Here is a 22,661-nt window from a genome sequence, read left to right as displayed (position 1 = left end):
CCCGACGCTCCCGGCTCCGCTCGCCGCGCCCGCTGCCTTAACGCACGTCCGGTTAATCTTCCCGCATCCCCTGAACGGAACCCGCGAATGCGCCGTTTCCTGTTGCCGCTGCTGCTGATCCTGCTCGCCGCCTGCGCTTCCGCGCCGCCGCACACCGCCGCGCACAGCCAGGCCCCGACGCCCGCGGGCACCGCGCCGCGCGATCCGGCCGAATGGGAACCGGTGGTGCGCGCTTGGGAAGCCGAAGACGCGCGCGTGCGCCGCATGCCGGGCGCGGTGGTGTTCGTCGGCAGCTCCTCGATCCGGCTGTGGACGACGCTGGCCGAGGATTTCCCCGGCACGGCGCTGATCAACCGCGGCTACGGCGGCTCGCGCGCCTACGACGCGACGTATTTCGCCGACCGCATCGTCAACGCCTACCAGCCGCGTGCGGTGGTGTTCTACGCCGGCGAGAACGACCTGCACGAAGGCCGCACGCCGCGGCAGGTGCGCGACGATTTCGCCGCGTTCGTGCGCAAGGTCCAGGCCGCCACGCCGAAGGCGCGCATCGCCTTCGTTGCGATCAAGCCGAGCCCGTCGCGCGCGGCGATACTGCCGCAGGTGCGCGAGGCCAACGCGCTGGTGCGCGATTTCGCCCGCGGCGTGCGCGGCGTCGATTACCTCGACGTCTTCACCCCGATGCTCGACGCCGACGGCGCGCAGCGCGAGGAACTGTTCGTCGGCGACCGCCTGCACATGAACCGCGCCGGCTACGACATCTGGACCGGCGTGGTCGGCGCATGGCTGGCCAAGCTGCCGCCGGCGCGATGAACGCGCGCATCTTCTTGCCGGCCGCGTTGCTGGCCGCCGCGTTGAGCGCGCCGGCCCGCGCCGCGCCTTCGCCGCAGGCCGAGCGCGAAACCGAGCAACTGATCCAGGCGCTGGCCCAGTCGGGCTGCCGCTTCGAACGCAACGGCAGCTGGTACGACGCGGCCCAGGCCCAGCAGCATCTGCGCAAGAAGCTCGCGTACCTGCGCAAGCGCGGCCTGGCCGACACCGCCGAGCTGTTCATCGAGCGCGCCGGCAGCGAAAGCAGCTTCAGCGGCAAGCCGTACCAGGTGCAATGCGGCCGGGCCGCGGCGACGACATCGGCGGCGTGGCTGCAAGCCAAACTCGTTCAGCTACGCGCGGCGCGGCCGTAGACGCCGCCGTCGCCGCTACGCGCTAGACTGGCCGCGACATCCCGCCGATTCACGCCGATCCCCGCCGGAGCGCCCGCGAGCGATGAGCAGCGCCACCCGAACCCTGTGCCGTTCGCGGCACGACCGCATGATCGCCGGCGTCTGCGGCGGTCTCGCCTTGCGCCTGCGCTGGAATCCGGTGCTGGTGCGCGCCGGCTTCGTCGTGCTGGCCCTGGCGACGTTCGTGTTGCCGGTCGCGCTGGCGTATCTGGTGCTGTGGCTGTTGATGCCGGAAGAGGGCTGCTGACTGGGCGCGGCGCTGCGAACCGCCGGCACCGCGCTCGGCGTGGTCTGGACCTCGCCGGTCAGCGCGTTCGGCCTGATCGCCGGCCTGCTGGCCTTGCCGTTCGGCGCGCGCGCGCGGTTGCGCCGGCGCGACCTCGCCCTGGTGTTCCATCACTGGCCGTGGGGGCCGGGCGGCGCGATCACTCTCGGCAATGTGATCCTGCACACCGGCGGCGATCTGGATTCGCAGTGCCACACCTACGCCCACGACGCCGGCCACGGCGACGAAGCGCCGATCTGCCTGGCCGATCACGAACGCGCCCACGTCTACCAGTACATGGTGCTGGGGCCGCTGTTCCTGCCGCTGTATCTCGCCTGCGGCGGCATCAGCGTGCGCAACCGCTTCGAGCGCGCGGCCGATCGTTACGCCCAGACCGGGCGCGGCTGGTGGCCGTGGCCTGGGTGAGCGGCCGCGACGCGGCGTGAGCCGTTTTGCTCGGTGAATGCGAGTACTTCGACGCCGGCGCAGCGACGCGCCGGCCCGGCGCTCACGACGGGCGCCGCGAACCGCAGCAACGAGGACAGGATCGATGACGTTCAAAGCGATCGCGCTGGCGCTGATTGGCGCCGCCGGCTTGGCGCACGCCGCCGCCGCCCAGGCGCAGTACAACGAGGGACCGTTCGCCAGCGAGCAGGCGCTGGTGGCGTACTGGCAGACCCAGAACTTCGGCCAGACCGAAATCTTCCTGGACGGCCGCAAGGTCCACCAGCGCACCACCGGCTTCGCCCCGGTGCTGACCGAGATGTATTTCCGCTGCAACAACTCGACCCAGGACATCCGCGTGCGTTGCGGCAGCTACAAGGATCCGCACTACGACCTGACCCGCCTGATCGACCTGTTCGAAACCAACAACAACACCGTCCCGGCGAAACCGCGCGACGCCTACCTGGACGGCACGCTGTATCGCGACGTCGCCAGCAGCACCAACGGCACCGGTTCGTACTGGAAGACCTGCATCGGCAGCCCGAGCCGCTATTACCCCAGCGGCATTCCGTTCTACCTGTACCAGGGCGCGATTCCGGGCTTCGGCCCGCCGCCGCCGGTGCCGCAGTGCCCGCCGCGCTGATCGCGCGCTAGCGTCATGCTCACGCCGGCTTGACCGGCACGTAACGCGGCCGGGTCTACTCTGCGCACGTCGGAGAAAAACCAGTGGACAGCCGTTCGTTGAAGTAGCTCCGACAACGGAAGACCCGGACACCCGAGAAACATCTCGAGGCCCGGGTCTTCTCATTTGTGCGTTGTTTTTGCGCGGCAGCATCCGCATGGCCGTGAGAGTCGGCTGGCGGGTGACGCAGGTAGGATTCGAATCCGCAGGCCTTTAAAAGCAGCGGATTAGAAGTCCGTTGCTTTCAGCGAATGAGGACGGTCGCGTCGCGCGATCTCATGCGCGATCATATACGGCGCGCATTCCCGCTCAGCCGCCCGCCGCGCGCAACGGCAACCGCACTGCACTCTCTCCGGCCTGCGCGCCGCCCGGCCCGTAGCGCCGCTCGATGAAGTCGATCCCGTCTTCGCCGATCAGCACGATGGTGCTGCAACGCGTGCCGTAGGTTTCCCCGAGCACGAACGGCGGCGACAGCAGCCGTTCCAACTCAAGGCCCACGCCGGTGTCGGGCAGGGCGTCGTCGGGCGCGATGGTGGTGTCGGCCATCGCCGCGAGCAACATCGCCAGGCCCGGATCGGCGCTCGACGGCGCCTCGCCCGCGCCGCGCAGCGGCGCTTGCAGCGAGGCCGGCGATTCCAGCCACGCCGACAGCGCGCGCGTGGCCAGCCCGCTCTTGGGCCAGTCCGCGTCGAACGCGCCGTTGGTCATCGCGTGCACGCCGGGCGTCACCGCGAAGGTCTGGAACCGGCCGTGGCCGGCCGGCGGATGGTTGCTGCCGAAGCGCAGTTGCGCGCCGTCCCACAGCAACAGGTTGAAGCGGCCGAACTCGGCGGCCGGCGCGCGCAGGCTTTCGAGACAGTCTTCGGCGCTCATCGCGCCGCGCACGAACTCGCGCACCAGCGCGCCGCGCGAACGCGGCGCGGTTTCGAACTGGCGGCCGTCGCGCACATTGGTCACCGCGGCCAGGCGGCCGCGCGCGGACACCATCAGCCAGCTGCCGCCTTGCGACAGGTCGCGGCCGCCGTAGACCTGCGGATCGTCCGGATCGGCGCCGGCCGGCGCGGTCGGGCGGGCGTGGGCTTCGTCGCGGTTGGCGATCAAGGCCAAGCGGTAACGGGGATGGTGTTGCCAGGCGAGGGCGATCAGGCACATGCGCGCATTCTAGTCCCGCCATCGACGCATAGTTGTTCACAACAACACGCGCGCCGCCACCGGCAAGCGGCCGATCGGCCTTGGGACCTATGGCAGAGGCCGACGCGGAAGGCTGGCCATATTCTGGCCACCGTCTCATCGGCTGAGACCCATCCCCGTTTTCCTAGCCGGCTTGTTGCCCAGCCGGCTCGTGGGGAGAGTCAATCGATGAATCGTGGCGCCCGAATGTTGTTGCAGTTGTTCGCGCCGGCCGCGGTGGTGGCCGCAGGCGCGCTCGCCCTGGGCAGCTTGCCGGTCGAGGCCGCCGGCGCGGCCGCGCGGTGGCCGGGCGGATCGTACGCGCAGTTGTCGCAGTGCCTGCAGTTCGGCGGTCTCGGCGCAGCCGCGGCGATGCTCGCCCATTCGTTCTGGCGCCTGTGGCGCTGGGAACGCGGCAGGGAGCCGCAATGTCCGTGCGGCGGCCTGTTGTCGCGCCCGCAGCGCAGCCGTCACGGCCGCCTGCGACGCTGCCTGGGGTGCCGCCGTCCCCATCCGGAGACCTGACCATGCTGACCGCCGCCGCCATCCACTGCACCGTCGGCCGCTGGCCGCCCGCGGCGGGCATCGCCGCGGCCGCCGACGCCCGCGGCGCCGAAGCGGCCGCGCGCGGCGAGCGCGAGCGCGAGCGCCCGGACCCGCCGCCGGCCGTCGCCGACCCCGATCCGCCGCGTCGCCCGACCTGATCGCGACGGGGCAGACGCCGGCCTGCGGCCTGGGTATAATGCGCGGCCCGCTGCCGGAGTGGCGGAATCGGTAGACGCAGCGGACTCAAAATCCGCCGCCCTTAAAAGCGTGTGGGTTCGAGTCCCACCTCCGGCACCATTCAAGACAAAGGGTCAGGCTTCGCAGCCTGGCCCTTTTGTTTTGCGCGGCCGAACCGTACTCGTACAAGGCGCGTACCGGATCCGGCTTCGCGCTGTCGCTGTCCGAGCGCTTGCGGGAATGCCGGCGACCTGGCGCGAGCCGGCAAGACGGCGCCGATTCGAGCCCCGAGCTGCGCCTGTCGCGGTCGGTGCGGCCGCCGAGCCGGACAGGCGATGCGCCGGTTTGCGGCGACCGCGCGCAGGCGACACAGTCCGGTTCGCATCGAGCTACGGGTCGTCCGGGATCTGCAGATATTCGCGGCCGCTGTAGCGCGTGATCCTGCCCTCGACGTGAATGCGCTGCCCGGGCTCGAAAGATCGTCGCGACCACAGCGTTTGCCGGCTGCCGCCGTCCAGCGTCACGTTGCATTTGACGTTGGTCGAGTTGGCGTATCTGCCGGTCGGGGCATAACAATTCTCGACGACGGCGAACCGATGTATCGGCGCCCCTTCTGGTACGTCGAACTCCAAAGCCAAACTCAAAACGATGCCGGCGAGGGCGGTCAAGGCGTAGCCAACAGTCGAGATTTTCATTTCGGTTCGGATCGGGGCGACAGCCGCAGCCGGCGAGTTTCGCAACGCTACCATGTGCGCCCTGTTGCTCCGATGCCGTGCGTTGGCCATCGCGGTTCGCGGGCCGGGAAAACCCGCGATTGGCGAATCGGCCGGGCCGCCTGAAACTCCGCGGCCGTCAGCCCTGATCGAAGAAAAGGTAATTCGCCCAGCCGTCCTTGCGCCAGACGAAGCACCAGGTGTTGACGTGGCTTTGGTCGGTGTAGGCGATCTCGCAGGCGCCGTCGCAAACGTCCTGGAACGTTCTTTTCTGGGAGTTGATGAAACGGCGGACCACCGGGTCGATGCATGTCGCCGGCGACGCTTCGTCCACGATCCCGTCGAACAGGTCGCAGGCGAGCGCCGAATCGGTCTCGCTGCCGAGGCGGTGCAATTGCAGGTGCCGATGGACGGCGTCCCAATCGATGGGCTCGGATTTGAATCTGATCGCGAGGCGATCGTCGCAACCGGTCCCGCCGGAGTAGAAGCTCAGTTCGTATTCCAGTCCGGTGGCGCTGAACGGGACGCCGAGTATGTTGGCGATGATCGTGTAGGCCTGGGTCTTGTCGGCATCGACCGACGAGTATCGATAGTCGACGCCGTCGTAAGGGCGCATGCGGCGTTGTTCCGGCGGAAAGTATCGGATGGCCCGCGTCATCCGCGGTCGCGGCGAGGCGAGGCGAGGCGAGGCGACGGTTTCGATCGATCGGATCGGCAGGCCCGTCGAAATCGCAAGACGGCGATTACCGCGAGTGTTTGCTCGCTCACCCTACGCCCAACGCCGAACCTGCGCCAGCGATTTATTTTCGGCCGCGACTGCCTGGATTCAGCGGCCCGACGCGCATACTGGCCAATCCGATGCGGAGAGACGGCGCCGATGGAACATCACGTCGAATGGTTTCAGTTCACTCTGCCCGCAGACCAGACCATCGGTCCGGAAGCCCTGCGTCTGATCTGGATGCGGGCCTGCGGCTCCACCAACATCTCCGTGCAACGCAACAGCCGCACCATTCTCGGTCGCAGGACGCCGGTCTATTCCCTGCGGGCGTCTTCGCGCCTGGCCGGGCTGCCGTTGATCGAAGCCCGGCTGCGCGGATTGATGCAGGAAGCCCGATTGAACAGCAAGCTCACGCTCGTCTCCCGATGAGGCCGCCATGCAGGACAGTTTCGACATCGCGATCGGCCGCTGCGAATCGATCAGCGGAAACGAGGTCGTCGTGGAATTGGAGGCGGCGATGGTCAGCCGCCTGGTGCCGGGCCATCCCTGGCATCGCAACGGCACCAGCAAGCTCGAAGTGGACCTGGCCTTGTGCAGCCGGCTGCGTCCGCCGCAGGCCGGGCGCGAGACGTTCCTGAGCCGCGAGGCGATCTTGCTGGATCCGTCCGGCCGCTTCGACCTGCTCGGCGACGGCCACTACACATTGGTGCGGCTGCAGCCCCTGGCCGCGAACACCGAACCGCAGCCGCCGAACCCGACGATAAAGACGCCCTGGACCGAACGTCCTTCGCACCGGCGTTCGCGCGACTGACGGGTTCGTCGCGGCGGCCGCGCCGACGGCGATCGTCTGCGGCCGCGACGCCGACGGCGCCCGCGCCCAGCGCAGCGATCGGGGCCGACAACGTAGATCGGCGACGGCAGCGGCCATCGGTCGTGGCCGCGTCGGCCGGGCCCTGCGCGCCTGGATCGCTTGCCGAAGGATCCGACCGGCGCCTTGTTTTTCTGCGCGTGGCTTGGGGTACGCTGGCGCGACCGACCTACCTGCCATTGGGGAACGACGTGATCGAACACGCCGCGCTGCAGGAGCTCAAAGAGGGAATGCAATACATGCAGCAACAGCTGCAGTTCATGGCCGAGGACCTGGCCAGGATGAAAGGCGAGTGCGCGGCCTACCGCGAGTTCGCGATGGACCTGGTCGCGCGGGTGCCGTCCGGCGATTCGTCCGCCGCGCTCGGCGTGGTGCGCGATCCGCGCTGCCTGGCCAACGCGCCGGACCTGCTGTTCCGCGAAGGCATGAGCCAGGCGATTTCGCATCTGGCGCATGCGGTGGGGCAGCAGACGCCGATTTGAGTCGGGTGGTTCGCCCGGCTACACCCACAAATCGTCGGTCGGGCAGAGGAACACCGATTTCCTCAGGTCGTCGTCTGGTTTGAAGGCCTGCGGCTTGAGCGATCCAGTGTGGACGGGGCGGGTCGCGGGGTCGGGATCTATGCGAATGGCGAAACCGTCGTCCAGGATCAGTTCCATCGAGGTCGCATGAACTTCCGCGGACGCGATGGCGCGTCCGATCACCCGCGCGGAAAATTCGTCGTCGCCACCGTCTACCCAAGGGCGCGGCGAACCGTTGCGGAGATAGTGCGAGTCCCAGACATGCCGGTTTTCGGCCACGATCCAGCCACTGGCGCCCCACAGGGCGACGACCAGCCAGTCCGTCCCCAGGCGCAATCCGAAAAAGGCCGGGGTGCCCATGCCGTAAGTGCCGAGATGGAACGAAACTTCATCGATGCGGCGACCCGCGACCTGCTGCGTGGTCAACCGCTCGGGCTGGAAAGGAATCAGTTCCGCGACGGGGCCGAAAGGGCCTTGATCGTCTTCGGGGATAGGCGCGCCTGCGCCGATTTCGAACCGGGTGTAGAGCATGGCCTGTGTTTGCAGTCTGGTGGATGGCGACAGCGGTCGCCTGTTGCCCGAATCGGTTTCCGGCGCGCGGTCGGTGGGCGATCACCGCGGGCCAGGGTATCGCGGGGCCGTCACGGCTGCACCAATCCGTGGGACGCACTCTTTCCCGGCGTCTTTGCATGGCCCTCATGCGTTCTCGGGCAGGCCGGTCTTGCCGCAGGCGCCTGCTTGACCGCTGGTGCCCCAATGCACCGATATCCAGCCGTGGAAGCGTGAAAACGTTTTTTCTTGCCGGCGTTTTCCCAATCCGGCCAGCTCGCCGCGAAGCATGTAAAAGTGTGATTTGTAAGTAGGCGCGATGACACGGAATCGGTACGATCCGCGCAGTAACCATCCCCCAAGCGCCACCCAAAGGAGTTGCCGTGCGCCAGATCCTCGCTACCGTGCTGCTTGCCGCGCTGTCGTTCGCGGCGTTCGCCCAGTCCGTCGCTTTCGGCAACAAGATCATCCGCGTCGGCGATCCGGTCGGCCGGGTGTTCGAAGTCGCCGGCCAGCCCAGCCGTACCGTGCCGGTGGAAAACAAGTTCGGCGCCAACGAGGGCGAACGGATGGAATACTTCCTCGGCAACAAGACCGTGTTGATCACCGTGCGCGACGGCAAGGTGACCCAGGTGCAGGAAGTGTTCTGATCCGCGCGCTGCGCGCGGCCGGCTCGAACCAACGCTTCGAGCCGGCGGTACGGCGAACCTGCGGGATGTATCGATTTGCCGCGACGTGCGCCGCCGCACAGGCGGAGCGCGCATTGGTTGCGTTTATCGGCTGGACAATCGCTTTCTGTGACCGACGCAAGTGCGCGCGCTGCGGCGGCGCGCTTAGCTGATCGCGCATTCGCGCGCGGCTCATCGGAAAGACCTCCGCGGCGGATGCGGCCGCGCCGGCCTCGGCGCGGTCCGGCGTTTTCCATACCGCATCCAACAGGAGGTTCGCATGCCCGCCGTGCTTTCGCGCTCGCGCCTTGGCGCCCGCGCTCTGATTTCATCGGTTTTGTGTCTGGCCGCGTCTGCGGCCGTGGCTTCGCCGTCTCCGGCCGAGGCGTTCCCAGCCAACCCTGAGCTGCGCAAAGCCGCGCAGCGCGATCTGGGCCTGTCCGCGGCGCAAACCGCGCAGTGGCTGCGCATCGAGCGCGAAGCGCCGCAGCGCGTCGCGCAGGCGCAGCGCCGCTGGGGCGCGCATTACGCCGGCAGTTGGATCGAGAACGGCGACGACGGCACGGTGCGCTTGATCGTCGCTTCGTCCGATCCGCGCGCGACCGACGCGCCGGCGGGTACGACGTTGCGCAAGGTGCGTTACAGCCTCGCCGAGCTGGACGCGGCCAAGGCCCGGCTGGACGCCAGCTCGCGGTTGCGCCTGCCTGGAATCACCCGGCCGCTCGACGGCGTGTACGCGTGGCACGTCGATCCGGCCAGCAATTCGGTGCTGGTGAGGATGTCGCCGCAGGCGCTGGAGCGGGCGGTCGATTTCGCCGCGTACAGCGGCGCCGACAGCCGCGTGCTGCGCTTCGAGCGCATGGACGCCGCGCCGCAGGCGAGTTCGCAGATCTACACCGGAGTCGGTTATCAGAAGAACGCGCAGCCTTCGTGTTCGATCGGGTTCGCGGTCCGCCAGGGCGCGACCAAGGGCTTCGTCACCGCGGGCCATTGCGGCGTCGCCGGCGAGTCGATCTGGATGGACGGCGCGCCGATCGGCCACATCGCCGGGTCGGAGTTTCCGGTCGCCGACCGCGCCTGGGTCGCGGTCGGCGATCAGCACGAACTGCTGCCGCTGGTGACCAACTACGCCGGCGGCTTCTTCTTCGTGCGCGGCAGCTACGAGTCGTTCCACAACTCGGTGGTGTGCCGCTCGGGTTACAAGACCGGTTATCAGTGCGGTTTCGTCAACGCCAAGAACGTCACCGTCAACATCGCGCCGAACAGCAGCGGCATCGGCGGGATCGTGTACGGGCTCACCCAGACCAACGCCTGCGCCGGCTACGGCGATTCCGGCGGCGGCTGGATCGATGTCTCCGAGCAGGCGCAGGGCGTGACCTCGGCGGCCAATATTCCGCCCGGCGCGCAGAGCAACTGCGGCATGTTCGGTGCGTTCACCTGGTTCCAGCCGGTCAATCCGATTCTCGAGCGCTACGGGCTGACCTTGGTCACGCTGTAATCGCAGGCCGCGCCGGCCGTTTCGGCCGGCCGGGATCCGGCCAACGGCGCCCCACGCGGGCGCCGATGCACGGGCAGGACTTGTTGCGAACGCTGTGCGCCGCGCGATCCGCGGCGTTCAACGTTCGAGCGCGAACGCGCCGCTGGCGAGCGCTGCGATGACCCGCGACAGCGACTGGTCCGGGGTCGCTTCGCCGATGGGCAGCGCATGCGCTTGCAGCCCGTCCAGGGCCGACAGCTGCGCGTGCAAGGCGGCGATCGTGGCCGCGTCGTCGAGCCCGTAGCCGCGCGTGCGGCAGCGCTCGATCGCGGTCTGCAACGGCGGCTGCAGCACAACGTAATGCACCGGCACCGCGAGACGGCGGAACGGCGCCAGGAACCACGGGCCGATCACGCCGTCGACCACCGCGAGCAGGCCGCCGGCGGCATAGCCGTGCGCGGCGGCCGCGAGCGCTTGCATCACCGTCGCGTTCAGCGCGTGCGCCTCGGGCCGGTACGGCGAGATCGCGCCGTGCTTGATCGCCTGGAAGAAATCGTCGGCGTGCAGATGCGCCTTGGTCGAGCCCGGCAACGCGGCGAGGGCGCGCGCGAGCGTGGTCTTGCCGGCGCCGGGCGGGCCGGACAGGATCAGGAGGTGGCCGGCGAAGTCGAGCGCGGCGGCGGTCATGCCTGGGGTGCGGCTGCGCTCAGAAGCCGCCGTAGCGCGCCATCGCCGCGGCGCAGACGAAGATGCCGGCCACGGCGACCAGTTCCAGCCGGATCAACAGGCGCAGCGCGCCGATCTGGCGCGGGTCGGGCAGGAAGTCCGGGTCGCGCTTGAGCGCGCGGCGCCAGCGCAGGAACCGCACGGTCGGCAGGATCGACAGCAAAGCGACCAGCACGAACAGGCTGAACTTGGCATGGAACCATGGGTTGTGGTTGTAGAAGTCCATGCCTTTGACGCCGTACAGCAGGCGCAGCACGCCGACGACCAGCAGCGCGACCGCGCTGAGGCCGTAGCCGGCGTCGAGCCCGGCCAGCCGGCGCAGCGTCGCCGCATCGACGGGGCCGCGCAGCAGCACCGATTCGGCGACCAGCATCGAGATCAGCGCGAACACCAGCAGGTGGTGGGTGGCGGCGAGGAGCAGGTCGGTGAGCATGGGCTGGCCTGAAGGCGGGCGACGGCTACGAAAACGCGGCGGGCGAAAAGCGGGCGGGACAAGCACGGGTCGAACAAAGGCGGGGCGAACAAAAACGATTCAAACAAAAACGGGCGAAGCGCTTGCGTCTTCGCCCGTTGCGCTGGCGCCTGGCCGACGGCTCAAGCCGCCTGATCGGTTTCCAGCGTCTTGTCGACCCGGCGGAACCATTCGCCTTCGCGCTGCACGAACATCGAGCAGCATTCCATCGGCGCCTTGTAGATGTGCAGCGACACCGCGACCGAATCCTGGCTGGCGTTGCGGATGGTGTGGTACTCGTGCGGCGGGATCAGGCTGCCGGCGCTGCCGGGGCCGGCGTGCATGCCGCCGGCGGCGCGGAAGCGGAAGTTCTCGCCGTTGCGTTCGAGCAGTTCGAACTGGGTGATCTCCAGCTCGCCGTCCCACACGCCTTCCACGCACCACAGGCCGCTGTGGTCGTGCATCGGCGTGCCCTGGCCGGGGCCCCAGGTCATCGCGACCACGCTGTAGCCCAGTTCCGGGCTGCGGTAGAGCTCGCGGCGGGCGTAGTGGTCGTCGATCGGGTCGAACACGCAATCGGGCAGGTTGACGTCGCGGTCGCGGATCATCTTGCACAGGGTATTGCGCAAGGCCGCGGTGACCGCGTGCTCGTCGCCGGCGGCGACCGCGGCGTCGATGGCGGCGACCAGCTTGTCGTGGCCGGGGAAGTCGAGATCGGGCAGGGCGTCGGTGGCGTTCATGCCGCCGATTCTACGCCCGTCCGCAGCTCGGCGAGAAATCCGGCCACGGCCGGGCCGAAGCGGCCGATGTCGACCAGGAAGGCGTCGTGGCCCTGCGGCGATTCCAGCGGCAGGAAGCGCGCGTCGGCGCCGCCGGCGCGCAGGCCGTCGGCGATTTCGCGCTGCTGCTGCAACGGGAACAGGATGTCGGTGTGCACGCCGATGGCCAGGGCTTTTTCGATCCGGATCGAGGCGAGGCCGCGCCGCACCTGTTCATCATTGTCGAGGCCGTCGCCGCCGCCGCAGTAATCGCCGAGGTCGAACCAGTCCATCGAGCGGCTCAGGTACAGATAGCAATTGGGGTCGAAGCGGCGCACGAAGCGGCGGGCGTGGCCTTCCAGGTAGCTCTCGACCTCGAATTCCAGGCCGAACGGCTCCTCGTCGAGGCGGTCGGAGTCCAGGCGCACGCGGCCGAAGCGTCCATCCCATTCCAAGGCCGAGCGGTAGGTGATGACGCCGAGCTTGCGCGCCATGCGCATGCCCGATTCGGGGTAATTCGTCTCGTCGTAGCGGCCCTGGTTCCATTGCGGGTCCAGCCGGATCGCTTCGCGTTGCAGCGAGCGGATCGCGATCGAGAACGGCAGCGCGCGCGCCGCGCCGGAGATGTTGATGTGGGCGCGGGCCAGGCCCGGGTGGCGCACCAGCAAGGCCAGCGCGGTCATGCCGCCCATCGAGTTGCCGATCACGCAGGCCAGCCGTTCGATGCCGAGCGCGCGGACCACGTGCGCGGCGGCGTCGGCGCCGTCTTCGACCGAGAGTTCGGGGAATTCCAGGCGGTACAGCTCGCCGCTGGCGGCGTCGACCGAGGCCGGGCCGGTCGAGCCCTTGCAACTGCCGAGCGAGTTCACGCAGATCACGAACCAGTGTTCGCTGTCGATCGGCTTGCCGGGGCCGAGCATCGCCTCCCACCAGCCCGGTTCCGGGTTGCCGGGGTTGGCTGCGGCGTGTGCGTCGGGCGACAGGCCGGTGACGATCAGCACCGCGTTGTCGCGCGCGGCGTTGAGCTCGCCCCAGGTTTCGTAGGCGATGCGCGCGCCGGTCAGGGCGCCGCCGCGTTTCATCGGAAACGGCGAGGGCAGGGCGATATGGCGGGTGCCGGGCGGGATGAATTCGGTCATGCCTTGCTCGTGTGGCCGGCGCGGGCCGGCGTTCTGGCGAACGGGTGGGCCGCGCGAACGGGCGCGCGGCGGTCGCGGTGCAGCCTAAACCATCGTCGCGGCACGGTGGTGCGACGGGAACGGCGAATGCGTTATCGCGATATGGCCGGGACCGCGCCGGCCATCGGAGCAGGACTACGGACTGAAGTTCGAAGCTGGTCCTGTGACGACCGCTTCAGCGAGTCACTCGACCACGCGGTCGATCACCACCACCACCGTGTCCTTGCGGTCGCTGGCCACGCTCTGCGGCGCCGAGGCCAGATCGCCCGGCTGCGGGATCGCGTTGCCCGACGCGGACACGCGCGCGAGCACCTGCACCTTCGGCAACTGCGAGAGTTTCATCGTCGGCATCGGGCTGTCGCCGTCGTCGAGCACGACGTCGAGCGGGAACGCCGCCAGCGGGTGCTTCTCGACCGCCACCGGCATCGGCGGGCCGCCGTCCTGGCGCGCCAGCACGAACACGCTGGCGCTGGCCGGCAGCTTGGCCTTGAGCGCGGGCGCCAGTTCGACCCGGACCTTGAGGCCCGGACCGCCCGCGGTCGCGGCGCCCGGCGCGGCGGTCGGCGCCGGCAGCGCCAGCGGCTCCAGGCCGGCGTCCTTGCGCGCGCCGTTGATCTGGTCGATCAGGCTCGCCGCGGTGCCCGGCTGGACCACCGCCAGCAGCGGTTCCCAGGTCTTGGCGGCGTCGGCGGGCCGGTTGGCCTGGCGCTGGGCGATGCCGAGGAACCAGCGCGCGCGCTGGTGCATCGGTTGCTGCTCCAGCGCGTGTTCGAGCATCGCCACCGCGCCTTCGTCGAAGCGGCGTTCGCGCGTGGCCAGGGCGCGCGCCTCGGCGGCCTCGGCGAGCAGGTCGGGGTTGTCCGGAGCGAGCTTGACCGCGCGCGCGTAAGCGTCGCGCGCCTTCACCGCCAGGCCTTCGGCGGTGTAGGCGCTGGCCAGCAGGCGCCAGCCTTCGATTTGGTTCGGATCGCGTTCGAGCTCGGCTTCCAGCTGGGTCACCGCGTCGGCCAGAGTCTGCGGCGCGCGCCGCTGCTCGGAGTGCAGCGCGCGCGGCGTGCCCAGGCCGAGGTACAGCGCCAGCGTCGCCAGCGCCATCGCCACGCCGAGGCCCGCGCCCAGCGCCGGGCGCGCGCGCCACAGCGGATGCAGGGCGTAGCCGAGCACGAACATCACCAGCGCCGCGCCCGCCATCGCGAACATGGCGGTGGAACCCGAACCCATCGTCACCGCCATCACCACTCCTGTTCCTCGTCGCCGTCGCGCCGGTTGCGTCCCAAGTCGGTGGCCGTGCCGTCGGTGGCGCCGGAACCGTCGCCGCGCGAGCGGATCACCCGCGCGACCAGGAACCCGCCGGCCAACAGCACCAGCGCCGGGCCGAACCACAACAGCCAGGTGGTGGATTCAACACGAGGACGGTAGAGCACGAACTCGCCGTAGCGTTCGACCAGGAACTCCTTGATCTGCGCGTCGCTCTTGCCCTGGCGCATCAGCTCCAGCACTTCGCGGCGCAGGTCGTGGGCGATCTGGGCGTTGGAATCGGCCAGCGACTGGTTCTGGCACATCACGCAGCGCAGCTCGGCGACCAGGGCGTGGAAACGGCGTTCCTCGGCGGTGTCGTTGTAGCGCAGCGGCTGCGGGTCGCTGGCCGGCTGCGCGGACAGCGGCGCCGCCAGCGACAGGCTCAGGCCAAGCGCCAGCGCCGCGGCGGCCAACGCGTTGCGCGTGGCGACGGCGAAGCGGCGGCCGCCGGCTGCGGCGGCCTGGGATCGCGGCCGGCTCACCGCGCGGTCCCGTTCGGCTCGGGCCCGAGTTTTTCCAGCTCGGGAATCAACTCGTCGCGGATCACCTTGTCGGTCAGCGGCCCGACGAACTTCCAGCGCACGATGCCGCCCGCGTCGACCAGGAAGGTTTCCGGCGCGCCGTAGATGCCCCAGTCGATCGCCGCCTTGCCTTCGTAGTCGGCGACGACGACGAAGTAGGGGTTGCCGTACTGCTCCAGCCAGCGCAGCGCGTCGGCGTGCTCGTCCTTCCAGTTGAAGCCGACCACGCGCACGCGCTTGGTTTCGGCGAAGCGGGTCAGCACCGGGTGCTCGTCGCGGCAGGCCGGGCACCAGCTGCCCCAGACGTTGAGCAGGTACGGCGCGCCGCGCAGGTCCTGGGTCGAGATCAGGTGCCCGGCTTCGTGCAGCACCGGCAGCGAGAACTGCGGCGCGGGCTTGCCGATCAGCGGCGACGGCAGTTTCTCGCGGTCGGGGTTGCGGCTGAGCCACACGCCCGCAGCCAGCAGCACCGCCAGCGCGGCGAAGATCGCCAGCGGCAGCCAGCGGGCCTTGTCGCGGCGCGCGCCGCCGTTGGGGACGGGGGTGTTCATGCTTGTTGCTCTCCTGCGATGGCGCTCGTGCCCGCGACCGTCGCGTCCGCCGGTCGCGGCGCCGCGCCGGCGCGCGCGTCGGCCTTGACCCGGAACCGCCGGTCCGCCGCAGCGACGAAACCGCCGAGCATCATCAGCAGCGCGCCGATCCAGATCCAGCGCACGAACGGCTTGATGTGCACGCGCACCGCCCAGGCGCCGTTGCCGAGCGGTTCGCCGAGGGCGACGTACAGGTCGCGGGTAACGCCGCGCGAGATCGCCGCTTCGGTCATGACCTGGCCGCCGCTGGCGTAGGCGCGCTTCTCCGGATGCAGCACGGTCAGCTGGCGGTCGCCGTCGAACACGGTCACGGTGCCGTAATCGGCTTCGTAGTTCGGGCCGACGCTGTGCTTGACGTTGTCGAAACGGAACGAGTAGCGCCCCAGGTCCAGGCTCTTGCCGGGCGCCAGCGCGACTTCGCGCTGCACGCTGAGGCCTTCGACCAGCAATGCGCCGATCAGGAACACGGCGACGCCGAAGTGGGCCAGGGTCATGCCGAGCATCTCGGCGGTGAAGCGCTTGGCGCCGGAGCGCGCGCCGTCGCCGCGCAGGCGCGACCACACGAAGCGCGCGGTGCCGGCCGCGACCCACAGCGCGCCGCCGACGCCGGCGGCGACCTTGAGCGGGCCTTGCGGCGCGAGGAAGTACCCGGCGATCGCGCCGCCGAGCGCGAGCCCGGCCCACGGCACCAGCATCGCCGCCGGCCGCGAGGCCTGCTCGCGCTGCCAGCGGAACAGCGGGCCGAACGGCAGCAGCAGCACCAGCGGCGCCATCAGCAGCACGAACATCAGCGCGAAGTACGGCGGGCCGACCGAAATCTTGCCGAGGTTCAGCGAGTCGGCCAGCAACGGGTACAGCGTGCCGAGCAGCACCATCGCGCAGGCGGTGGTCAGCAGCAGGTTGTTGGCCAACAGCAGGGTTTCGCGCGAGGAGAAGTCGAACGGCTTGCCGGGATCGTCCTGCGCCGACGGCGCGCGCAGCGCGTACAACAGCAGCGAGCCGCCGATGACCACGCCGAGGAAGATCAGCACGAACAATCCGCGCGAGGGATCGGCGGCGAACGCGTGCACGCTGGTCAGCACGCCGGAGCGGACCAGGAAGGTGCCCAGCAGCGACAGCGAGAACGCGGCGATGGCGAGCAGCAAGGTCCAGCCGCGGAAGCTGCCGCGCTTTTCGGTGACCGCCTGCGAATGCAGCAGCGCCGCGCCGGCCAGCCACGGCATGAAGCTGGCGTTCTCGACCGGATCCCAGAACCACCAGCCGCCCCAGCCGAGTTCGTAGTACGCCCACCACGAGCCCAGCGCGATGCCAAGGGTCAGGAAGGCCCAGGCGACGTTGGTCCACGGCCGGGTCCAGCGCAGCCAGCGCGCGTCGATCTTGCCGTCGAGCAATGCGGCGATGGCGAACGCGAACGGCACGCTGAAGCCGACGTAGCCGGCGTACAGCATCGGCGGGTGGATGATCAGGCCCGGATCCTGCAGCAGCGGATTGAGGTCGCGGCCTTCGGCCACCGCCGGCAGCAGCCGCGCGAACGGATTGCTGGTGAAGATCAGGAACGCCAGGAAACCGACGCTGACCACGCCCATGACCCCGAGCACGCGAGCGATCACCGGCGCCGGCAGGGCCTGCGAGAAGCGCGCGACCGCGCCGGTCCACAGCGCCAGCACCAGCGCCCACAGCAGCAGCGAGCCTTCGTGCGCGCCCCACACCGCCGAGTAGCGATACGCCACCGGCAGCAGCGAATTGCTGTTCTCGGCGACGTAGCGCAGCGAGAAGTCCTGGGTCACGAAGGCCTGGGTCAGGATCGCGAACGCGAACGCGACCAGCACCAGCTGCGAGTACGCCGCCGGCCGCGCCATCGCCATCCACGAATCGATGCCGCGTTGCGCGCCGGCCAGCGGCAGGGCCGCCTGCAGGATCGAAATCAGCAGGGCGAGGATGAGGGCGATCTGGCCGAGTTCAGGCAGCATGCGGCGGCGCCTTGTCGAAAATGAAGAAAACGCGGGTCGCGAGGTTCGAGCCACCGTCGCCGCGGTCGCCGCGGTCGCGCGGCGACGCCGCTGCGTCCGCGATCAACGCGCGGCCTCTTTGCCGCCGGGCGCCGCCACATCGTGCTTCTTGTGCGCCTGGCCCATCTTGTCGGCGACTTCCTTGGGCACGTAGGTCTCGTCGTGCTTGGCCAGGATCTCCTCGGCCACGAAGGTGTCGCCCTGCATGCGGCCGGTGGCGACCACGGCCTGCTTCTCGCGGAACAGATCGGGCAGGATGCCGGTGTACTTGACCGGCATCAGCGCGTCGCCGTCGGTGACTTTGAAATGCGCGTCGAGCGAGCCCGGCGCGCGCTGGAACGAACCGCCGGCGACCATGCCGCCGAGACGGAAGCGCGCCTGCCCGCCGGCTTCGCCGCGCAGCACTTCGCTGGGCGTGTAGAGGTAGGCGATGTTGCGTTGCAGGGCGGTGGCGACCAAGGCGGTGGCGAGGCCGGCGGCGGCGACCAGGCCCAGCACCCACAGCAGACGGCGGCGGCGGGTCGGATTCATCGGCTCAACTCGGTGGAGGCGTCGTCGCGCGACGCGGGGCGGGCTTGCGCGCGCTCGGCGCGCTGGCGGGCGAGGCGCAGTTCGCGGCGGATCCGCAGCGCGGTGGCGAGATAATCCCAGCCGAGCACGACCACGAACACGGCGTAGGCGCCGACGATGTAGGGAAGGTGGGTCATGCGCGCTTGCCCGCGACCAGTTCGGCGACCCAGGCCTTGCCCGATTCGCGGCGCAGGTTGTCGGCGCGCGCGCGCGACAGCAGCGCGCCGACGAACCACAGCTTGGTCCCGATCAGCATCCAGATCAGCGGCGGCAGCATGCTCGCGTCCATGTGCGACTGGCCGAACATGTTGATGGTCGAGCCCTGGTGCAGCGAGTTCCACCACACCACCGAGTAACGGATCACCGGCAGCAGCGCGACCCCGACGATGGCCAGCAATCCGGCCGCGCGCGCCGCGTTGCGGCGGTCGTCGATGGCGTGGTACAGGCCGATCACGCCCAGGTACAGGAACAGCAGGATCAGCTCGGTGGTCAGGCGCGGGTCCCATTCCCACCAGGTGCCCCACATCGGCTTGCCCCAGATCGAGCCGGTGGCCAGGGTGATCAGGGTGAAGCCGGCGCCGATCGGCGCGCACGCCATCGCCAGGATCTCGCACAGCTTGATCCGCCAGACCAGGGCGATGGCCGAGTAGATCGCCATCAGCGCGAACACCGCCAGGCTCATCCACGCGCTCGGCACGTGGATGTAGAAGATGCGGAAGCCGTCGAGCTGCTCGCTGTGCGGCGGCACCACGAACAAGGCGCCGTAGATGCCCCAGGCCATGACCAGCAGGCCCAGTCCGTAGCCCCAGCGCGCCCAGCGCGCGGCGAAGCGGTCGAACAGGGGCGGCGAGCCGAGTTTGTGGAACCACAGGACGAGCGGATTCATTCAGCGGTTCGTTCGCGGTCTGGCGTCTGGGCGCACGCGGCGGCCTGGACGGTGGTGCGCGCCCTGCGGCGCGCGGTTTAAGGACGTGGCGTTGCGGGGTGCAGCCTTGGGACTATGCCGCCGCGCCGTCAGTTCAGCGCGATGCGGATTGCCGCAGCGGCCGCCAGCGGCGCCAGCAGCAGCGTTACCGCCAAAATCGCGGCCAGCAGCAACAAGCCGCCGACCGGGTCCAATCCTTGGGCCGCCCGGGCCACGCTGCCGGCGCCGAACACCAGCACCGGTACGTACAACGGCAGGGCCAACAGCGCCACGAGGATACCAGAGCGCCGCATCCCGACCGTCAGCGCCGCGACCACTGCGCCGAGCAAGCTCAACACCGGCGTGCCCAGCGCCAGCGACAGCAACAGCACCGGCAATTGCTCGCGCGGCAGGTACAGCAATTCGCCGAGCACCGGCGCGGCGATCAACAGCGGCAGCGAGGTGGTCGCCCAGTGGGTGAAGGTGCGCACCGCGACCAGCCAACCCAGCGGCACCGGCGCCAGCATCCATTGTTCGAGCGAACCGTCCTCGGCGTCGCCGCGGAACAGGCTGTCCAGCGCCAGCAGCCCGGCCAGCAGGCAGGCCAGCCACAGCACTCCGGCGGCGACCTTGGCCAGCGCGGCGTGGTCGCCGCCGAGCGCCAAGGCGAACAGCGCCACCATCAACAACGCGAATAGCGCCGGTTGCAGGGCATCGCCGCGACGGCGCCAGAGCAGGCGCAGGTCGCGCGCGATCAGGGCGCGGGCCGCGCCGATTAGGCCGGGCGCGACGACGGTCACGTTCGCGGCGGGCGTCGTGGGCGTCGCCTGGCTCCGTGCCGGCGCGCTCATGCGGCTTTCTCCAACACCAGCAGACGGGTGCGCACCGGCGGTGCGGCGTAGGCGCCGTGGGTGGTCACCAGCGCGGCGCCGCCTTCGCGCAGGTGCGCCTGGACCATGCGGTTGACCAGCTCGATGCCTTCCAGGTCGAGGTTGGCGTAGGGCTCGTCGAGCAGCCACAGCGGCGCCGGCGACATCCACAGCCGCGCCAGCGACAGGCGCTTCTTCTGTCCGGCCGACAGCTGCCGCGCCAGCGCGTCCTCGTAGCCGGCCAGGCCGACCGTGGCCAGCGCGCGCGCCGGGTTCTGGCTCGGGCGGCGGCCGTGCAGGCCGCACAGGAACTCCAGGTTCTCGACCGCGCTGAGGTCGGCCTTGAGGCCGGGCAGGTGGCTCAGGTAGGCGATCGCGCGCGCGCGCCGGGCCGGGTCGGCCGGCTCGCCGTCGAGCGCGACCTCGCCGTCGTCGGCGCGCAGCAGCCCCGCCAGCACTCTCAATAAAGTGGTCTTGCCGGCGCCGTTGTCGCCTTGCACCAGCAGCGCCTCGCCGGCTTCGACCGCGAAGTCCAGCGGCCCGAACACGGGCTCGTCGTTGCGCGCGAAGCGCAGGCCGCGGGCGTGCAGCAGCGGTGGGGCGGCGGAGTGCAGGGCGGTCACCGGTCGGGCGTGCGGCCGGGCGGCCGCGGATCGCGCAGTTTATGCGAGTCGCCCTGTTCAGTGAGCGCGGCGGCGCGCCGGATAACGAACGCGGGGCGAGGCGGCCGGCCTCAGTCGGCCACCCATTCGGTGTGTTCGCTGGCCGCGGCCTCGTCCGGGCGCGCGATCAGCATCCGCAGCCGCACCGGTTCGCCGCGCTGCCACGCCAGCACCCCGGCCTGGCCGAACTCGCGCGCCAGGGCGTTGGCGAGGGCGTCGTCGAGGTCCGCCAGCAGCCAGCCCGGTTCGCGCCAGCGGCCGGCCTGGTCCTGGGCCCAGGCGGCGTGGCGCTGCACCCCGGCCGCGTCCAGGCGCGCGACCAGGCGCTCGTCGGCGGCCTGGTTGGCGCTGTCGGAGTGCGGCTGCGAGGCCGGGTTCCAGGCGCTGACGAACAGGTAGCGCGCGGCCGGCCAATAGGCTTCCAGGTCGAGCGCCGGACGGCCCACGCGCAAGGGCAGGGCATCGCCGTCCAGCGCCACCGCGTACTCGGCGGCGGCGTAGGCGAGGGCGAGTTCGGCGGCGTCGACCACGTGCAGTTCGCGCATGCGGCCAGTGTCGCGGCCGCCATCGCCGCGCGCAAATCCGCCCGACCGGCGGGGCGGGCGGCGTCCCGGCGCGCGCGCCCGGCCTCGATGGCAACACCGCGCTGGCGATACGGATATGCCGATGCGTCATCGCCGCCGCCTCACCCTGTCTCACCGGCGGCAACACGGTTTCCGTACACTCGTCGCTCTCCGTCGCCACCCACGCTGCGCCCATGACGCTCGCCACCAAGCTGCCGAAAGTCGGCACCACCATCTTCACCGTGATGTCGCAGCTCGCGCTCGAGCACCAGGCGGTCAATCTCGGCCAGGGCTTTCCCGATTTCGACGTGCCCCAGCGCCTGGTCGACGCGCTGGCGCGGGCGATGGCCGACGGCAAGAACCAGTACGCGCCGATGACCGGCGTGCCGGCGCTGCGCCAGGCCATCGCCGACAAGACCGAAGCCTGCTACGGCTACCGCCCCGACCCCGACGCCGAAATCACCGTGGTGTCCGGCGCCAGCGAGGCGATCTTCGACGCGGTCCAGGCGGTGGTGCGGCCGGGCGAGGAAGTGGTCGTGCTCGACCCGTGCTACGACAGCTACGAGCCGGCGATCGACCTGGCCGGCGGCCGCGCCGTGCACGTGCCGCTGGATCCGGCCACCTTCGCCGTCGACTGGGACCGGGTCCGCGCCGCGATCGGCCCCAACACCCGCCTGCTGATGGTCAACTCGCCGCACAACCCGTCCGGCGCCATGTTCGACGCCGACGACATCGCCCGGCTCAGCGAAATCGTCGCGTCGACCGGGGTGTGGCTGCTGTCGGACGAGGTCTACGAACACATCGTGTTCGACGGCCGCCGCCACGAGTCGGTGCTGCGCCATCCGCAGCTGCGCGAGCGCGCGTTCGTGGTGTCGAGCTTCGGCAAGACCTACCACTGCACCGGCTGGAAGATCGGCTACTGCATCGCGCCGCCGGCGCTGTCGGCCGAGCTGCGCAAGGTCCACCAGTACAACAGCTTCTGCAGCTTCGCCCCGGCCCAGTGGGCGTTCGCCGAGATGATCCAGGCCGAGCCTGAGCACTACCTGCGGCTCGGCGCGTTCTACCAGGACAAGCGAGACGGTTTCCGCGAGCAACTATTGACCACCCGGCTCAAGCCGCTGCCGGTGCCGGGCGGCTACTTCCAACTGGTCGACTACTCGCAGGTCAGCGACCTCGACGATGCCGCGTTCTGCCGCTGGCTGACGGTCGAAAAGGGCGTCGCGGCGATCCCGCTGTCGCCGTTCTACGAGTCGCCGCCGCCCGGCCAGCGCCTGGCGCGGCTGTGCTTCGCCAAGAACCAAGCCACTTTGGATGCCGCAATCAAGCGCTTGGTCTCACTTTAATTGCATTCTTGAGATGGATATCTCACCCGGTCTTGTCGTAAGCTTCAGCTTCGGTCTACTCTCTGAGGACGAGCGCCGTTAAGGCGGTCGGGAGAGAACCGTAGTTTTCTATGGGGAGTTCATGGACAGAACGATCTACGTGAGCCGCGCGTCCGGCGCGGTCATGCAGTCGCTGCCTTGGGTCAAGGGGGCAGGACTTT

Annotated in this window: 31 protein-coding genes and 2 tRNA genes; 15 read left to right on the top strand and 18 right to left on the bottom strand. The window is 69.8% G+C overall.

The annotated features are described in order from the left end of the window. The first annotated feature begins 87 nt into the window (after nt 1-87). From JHW38_RS05285 to JHW38_RS05265, 5 genes are all read left to right on the top strand, one after another. The gene (locus tag JHW38_RS05285) at nt 88-810 is read left to right on the top strand and encodes an SGNH/GDSL hydrolase family protein (protein ID WP_207524960.1); all 723 of its coding nucleotides are present in this window, start codon (nt 88-90) and stop codon (nt 808-810) included. Next, nucleotides 780-1,181, top strand: coding sequence for a DUF5329 domain-containing protein (locus tag JHW38_RS05280; RefSeq protein WP_242691219.1), 402 nt, complete (start codon nt 780-782; stop codon nt 1,179-1,181). Before JHW38_RS05285 ends, JHW38_RS05280 begins: the two co-directional genes overlap by 31 nt. An 82-nt stretch (nt 1,182-1,263) precedes the next feature. Further along, the gene (locus JHW38_RS05275; protein WP_074869562.1) at nt 1,264-1,467 is read left to right on the top strand and encodes a PspC domain-containing protein; all 204 of its coding nucleotides are present in this window, start codon (nt 1,264-1,266) and stop codon (nt 1,465-1,467) included. Nucleotides 1,468-1,506: 39 nt separating this feature from the next. Next, nucleotides 1,507-1,911 (top strand): hypothetical protein, encoded by a 405-nt coding sequence (locus JHW38_RS05270; protein WP_242691217.1) that lies wholly within the window; start codon nt 1,507-1,509, stop codon nt 1,909-1,911. Nucleotides 1,912-2,035: 124 nt separating this feature from the next. Further along, on the top strand, nt 2,036-2,572 hold the full coding sequence (locus JHW38_RS05265) for a hypothetical protein (RefSeq protein ID WP_207524959.1): 537 nt from the start codon (nt 2,036-2,038) through the stop codon (nt 2,570-2,572). A 348-nt stretch (nt 2,573-2,920) separates the two neighbouring features. Here JHW38_RS05265 and JHW38_RS05260 read toward each other — a convergent pair whose 3' ends face one another. Further along, the gene (locus tag JHW38_RS05260) at nt 2,921-3,763 is read right to left on the bottom strand and encodes an NRDE family protein (protein ID WP_207524958.1); all 843 of its coding nucleotides are present in this window, start codon (nt 3,761-3,763) and stop codon (nt 2,921-2,923) included. 207 nt (nt 3,764-3,970) lie between these two features. Here JHW38_RS05260 and JHW38_RS05255 point away from each other — a divergent pair, with 207 nt between their 5' ends. The 3 genes from JHW38_RS05255 to JHW38_RS05245 all read left to right on the top strand — a co-directional run bounded on the left by JHW38_RS05255 (nt 3,971) and on the right by JHW38_RS05245 (nt 4,624). Beyond that, nucleotides 3,971-4,306, top strand: coding sequence for a hypothetical protein (locus JHW38_RS05255; RefSeq protein ID WP_207524957.1), 336 nt, complete (start codon nt 3,971-3,973; stop codon nt 4,304-4,306). Between the two features lie 2 nt (nt 4,307-4,308). Further along, nucleotides 4,309-4,485 carry a hypothetical protein gene (locus JHW38_RS05250; protein WP_207524956.1) on the top strand — a complete coding sequence of 59 codons (177 nt, stop codon included), beginning with the start codon at nt 4,309-4,311 and terminating at the stop codon, nt 4,483-4,485. A gap of 52 nt (nt 4,486-4,537) precedes the next feature. Beyond that, nucleotides 4,538-4,624, top strand: a tRNA-Leu gene (locus tag JHW38_RS05245). Nucleotides 4,625-4,893: 269 nt separating this feature from the next. Here JHW38_RS05245 and JHW38_RS05240 read toward each other — a convergent pair. Continuing rightward, the gene (locus tag JHW38_RS05240) at nt 4,894-5,199 is read right to left on the bottom strand and encodes a hypothetical protein (protein WP_207524955.1); all 306 of its coding nucleotides are present in this window, start codon (nt 5,197-5,199) and stop codon (nt 4,894-4,896) included. 157 nt (nt 5,200-5,356) lie between these two features. Next, a complete protein-coding gene (locus JHW38_RS05235; protein ID WP_207524954.1) occupies nt 5,357-5,833 on the bottom strand; it encodes a hypothetical protein in 477 nt (158 codons plus the stop codon). A gap of 261 nt (nt 5,834-6,094) precedes the next feature. Between JHW38_RS05235 and JHW38_RS05230 the strand changes: the two genes are divergently transcribed. The 3 genes from JHW38_RS05230 (at nt 6,095) to JHW38_RS05220 (ending at nt 7,285) form a co-directional block, all read left to right on the top strand. Then, on the top strand, nt 6,095-6,364 hold the full coding sequence (locus JHW38_RS05230; protein ID WP_207524953.1) for a hypothetical protein: 270 nt from the start codon (nt 6,095-6,097) through the stop codon (nt 6,362-6,364). A gap of 7 nt (nt 6,365-6,371) precedes the next feature. Further along, complete coding sequence (locus JHW38_RS05225; protein WP_207524952.1) at nt 6,372-6,746, top strand: hypothetical protein; 375 nt, start codon at nt 6,372-6,374, stop codon at nt 6,744-6,746. A gap of 122 nt (nt 6,747-6,868) precedes the next feature. Next, a complete protein-coding gene (locus JHW38_RS05220) occupies nt 6,869-7,285 on the top strand; it encodes a hypothetical protein (protein ID WP_207524951.1) in 417 nt (138 codons plus the stop codon). An 18-nt stretch (nt 7,286-7,303) separates the two neighbouring features. Here JHW38_RS05220 and JHW38_RS05215 read toward each other — a convergent pair whose 3' ends face one another. Beyond that, complete coding sequence (locus JHW38_RS05215) at nt 7,304-7,855, bottom strand: hypothetical protein (protein ID WP_207524950.1); 552 nt, start codon at nt 7,853-7,855, stop codon at nt 7,304-7,306. 401 nt (nt 7,856-8,256) lie between these two features. Here JHW38_RS05215 and JHW38_RS05210 point away from each other — a divergent pair, with 401 nt between their 5' ends. Both JHW38_RS05210 and JHW38_RS05205 read left to right on the top strand, forming a co-directional pair. Continuing rightward, nucleotides 8,257-8,523, top strand: coding sequence for a DUF2845 domain-containing protein (locus JHW38_RS05210; protein ID WP_207524949.1), 267 nt, complete (start codon nt 8,257-8,259; stop codon nt 8,521-8,523). 379 nt (nt 8,524-8,902) lie between these two features. Further along, a complete protein-coding gene (locus tag JHW38_RS05205) occupies nt 8,903-10,039 on the top strand; it encodes a S1 family peptidase (RefSeq protein WP_207524948.1) in 1,137 nt (378 codons plus the stop codon). Between the two features lie 117 nt (nt 10,040-10,156). Here JHW38_RS05205 and JHW38_RS05200 read toward each other — a convergent pair whose 3' ends face one another. The 8 genes from JHW38_RS05200 to JHW38_RS05165 all read right to left on the bottom strand — a co-directional run bounded on the left by JHW38_RS05200 (nt 10,157) and on the right by JHW38_RS05165 (nt 17,511). After that, nucleotides 10,157-10,705 (bottom strand): AAA family ATPase, encoded by a 549-nt coding sequence (locus JHW38_RS05200; RefSeq protein ID WP_207524947.1) that lies wholly within the window; start codon nt 10,703-10,705, stop codon nt 10,157-10,159. A 19-nt stretch (nt 10,706-10,724) separates the two neighbouring features. Beyond that, a complete protein-coding gene (locus JHW38_RS05195; RefSeq protein ID WP_207524946.1) occupies nt 10,725-11,177 on the bottom strand; it encodes a DUF2214 family protein in 453 nt (150 codons plus the stop codon). Nucleotides 11,178-11,338: 161 nt separating this feature from the next. Further along, the gene (locus JHW38_RS05190; protein ID WP_242691216.1) at nt 11,339-11,935 is read right to left on the bottom strand and encodes a cysteine dioxygenase family protein; all 597 of its coding nucleotides are present in this window, start codon (nt 11,933-11,935) and stop codon (nt 11,339-11,341) included. Beyond that, nucleotides 11,932-13,092 (bottom strand): homoserine O-acetyltransferase MetX, encoded by a 1,161-nt coding sequence (gene metX / locus JHW38_RS05185; RefSeq protein WP_207524945.1) that lies wholly within the window; start codon nt 13,090-13,092, stop codon nt 11,932-11,934. The genes JHW38_RS05190 and metX overlap by 4 nt, the downstream gene beginning before the upstream one ends. Before the next feature lie 222 nt (nt 13,093-13,314). After that, entirely contained in the window at nt 13,315-14,331 is a 1,017-nt protein-coding gene (locus JHW38_RS05180; protein WP_428995310.1) for a c-type cytochrome biogenesis protein CcmI/CycH, read from the bottom strand. 32 nt (nt 14,332-14,363) lie between these two features. Continuing rightward, nucleotides 14,364-14,828, bottom strand: a complete 465-nt coding sequence (locus JHW38_RS05175) for a cytochrome c-type biogenesis protein (protein WP_207526260.1) — start codon at nt 14,826-14,828, stop codon at nt 14,364-14,366. Between the two features lie 80 nt (nt 14,829-14,908). Continuing rightward, the gene (locus tag JHW38_RS05170) at nt 14,909-15,502 is read right to left on the bottom strand and encodes a DsbE family thiol:disulfide interchange protein (RefSeq protein WP_207524944.1); all 594 of its coding nucleotides are present in this window, start codon (nt 15,500-15,502) and stop codon (nt 14,909-14,911) included. After that, nucleotides 15,499-17,511, bottom strand: coding sequence for a heme lyase CcmF/NrfE family subunit (locus JHW38_RS05165; protein WP_207524943.1), 2,013 nt, complete (start codon nt 17,509-17,511; stop codon nt 15,499-15,501). Before JHW38_RS05165 ends, JHW38_RS05170 begins: the two co-directional genes overlap by 4 nt. On the opposite strand from JHW38_RS05165, the gene JHW38_RS05160 reads away from it, so the two are divergent. Further along, nucleotides 17,485-17,582, top strand: a tRNA-OTHER gene (locus JHW38_RS05160). The two genes, JHW38_RS05165 and JHW38_RS05160, sit on opposite strands and share 27 nt — an antisense overlap. A 31-nt stretch (nt 17,583-17,613) precedes the next feature. On the opposite strand, the gene ccmE is transcribed toward JHW38_RS05160, so the two are convergent. The 6 genes from ccmE to JHW38_RS05130 form a co-directional block, all read right to left on the bottom strand. Then, nucleotides 17,614-18,081 (bottom strand): cytochrome c maturation protein CcmE, encoded by a 468-nt coding sequence (gene ccmE / locus JHW38_RS05155; protein ID WP_207524942.1) that lies wholly within the window; start codon nt 18,079-18,081, stop codon nt 17,614-17,616. Beyond that, entirely contained in the window at nt 18,078-18,257 is a 180-nt protein-coding gene (locus tag JHW38_RS05150; protein WP_207524941.1) for a heme exporter protein CcmD, read from the bottom strand. Before JHW38_RS05150 ends, ccmE begins: the two co-directional genes overlap by 4 nt. Further along, nucleotides 18,254-19,006, bottom strand: coding sequence for a heme ABC transporter permease (locus JHW38_RS05145; protein ID WP_207524940.1), 753 nt, complete (start codon nt 19,004-19,006; stop codon nt 18,254-18,256). The genes JHW38_RS05150 and JHW38_RS05145 overlap by 4 nt, the downstream gene beginning before the upstream one ends. Nucleotides 19,007-19,134: 128 nt before the next feature. Further along, the gene (ccmB, locus tag JHW38_RS05140; protein ID WP_207524939.1) at nt 19,135-19,875 is read right to left on the bottom strand and encodes a heme exporter protein CcmB; all 741 of its coding nucleotides are present in this window, start codon (nt 19,873-19,875) and stop codon (nt 19,135-19,137) included. Beyond that, entirely contained in the window at nt 19,872-20,516 is a 645-nt protein-coding gene (ccmA, locus tag JHW38_RS05135) for a heme ABC exporter ATP-binding protein CcmA (RefSeq protein ID WP_207524938.1), read from the bottom strand. The genes ccmB and ccmA overlap by 4 nt, the downstream gene beginning before the upstream one ends. A 110-nt stretch (nt 20,517-20,626) precedes the next feature. Further along, the gene (locus tag JHW38_RS05130) at nt 20,627-21,100 is read right to left on the bottom strand and encodes a DUF3293 domain-containing protein (protein WP_207524937.1); all 474 of its coding nucleotides are present in this window, start codon (nt 21,098-21,100) and stop codon (nt 20,627-20,629) included. 212 nt (nt 21,101-21,312) lie between these two features. Here JHW38_RS05130 and JHW38_RS05125 point away from each other — a divergent pair, with 212 nt between their 5' ends. Further along, entirely contained in the window at nt 21,313-22,461 is a 1,149-nt protein-coding gene (locus JHW38_RS05125; RefSeq protein ID WP_207524936.1) for a pyridoxal phosphate-dependent aminotransferase, read from the top strand. Nucleotides 22,462-22,661: the final 200 nt, after the last annotated feature.

Source organism: Lysobacter enzymogenes, assembly GCF_017355525.1.
Taxonomy (GTDB): Bacteria; Pseudomonadota; Gammaproteobacteria; order Xanthomonadales; family Xanthomonadaceae; genus Lysobacter; species Lysobacter enzymogenes_C.
Note: the sequence above shows the minus strand (reverse complement) of the source record. Positions and strands in the feature narration are given on the sequence as shown.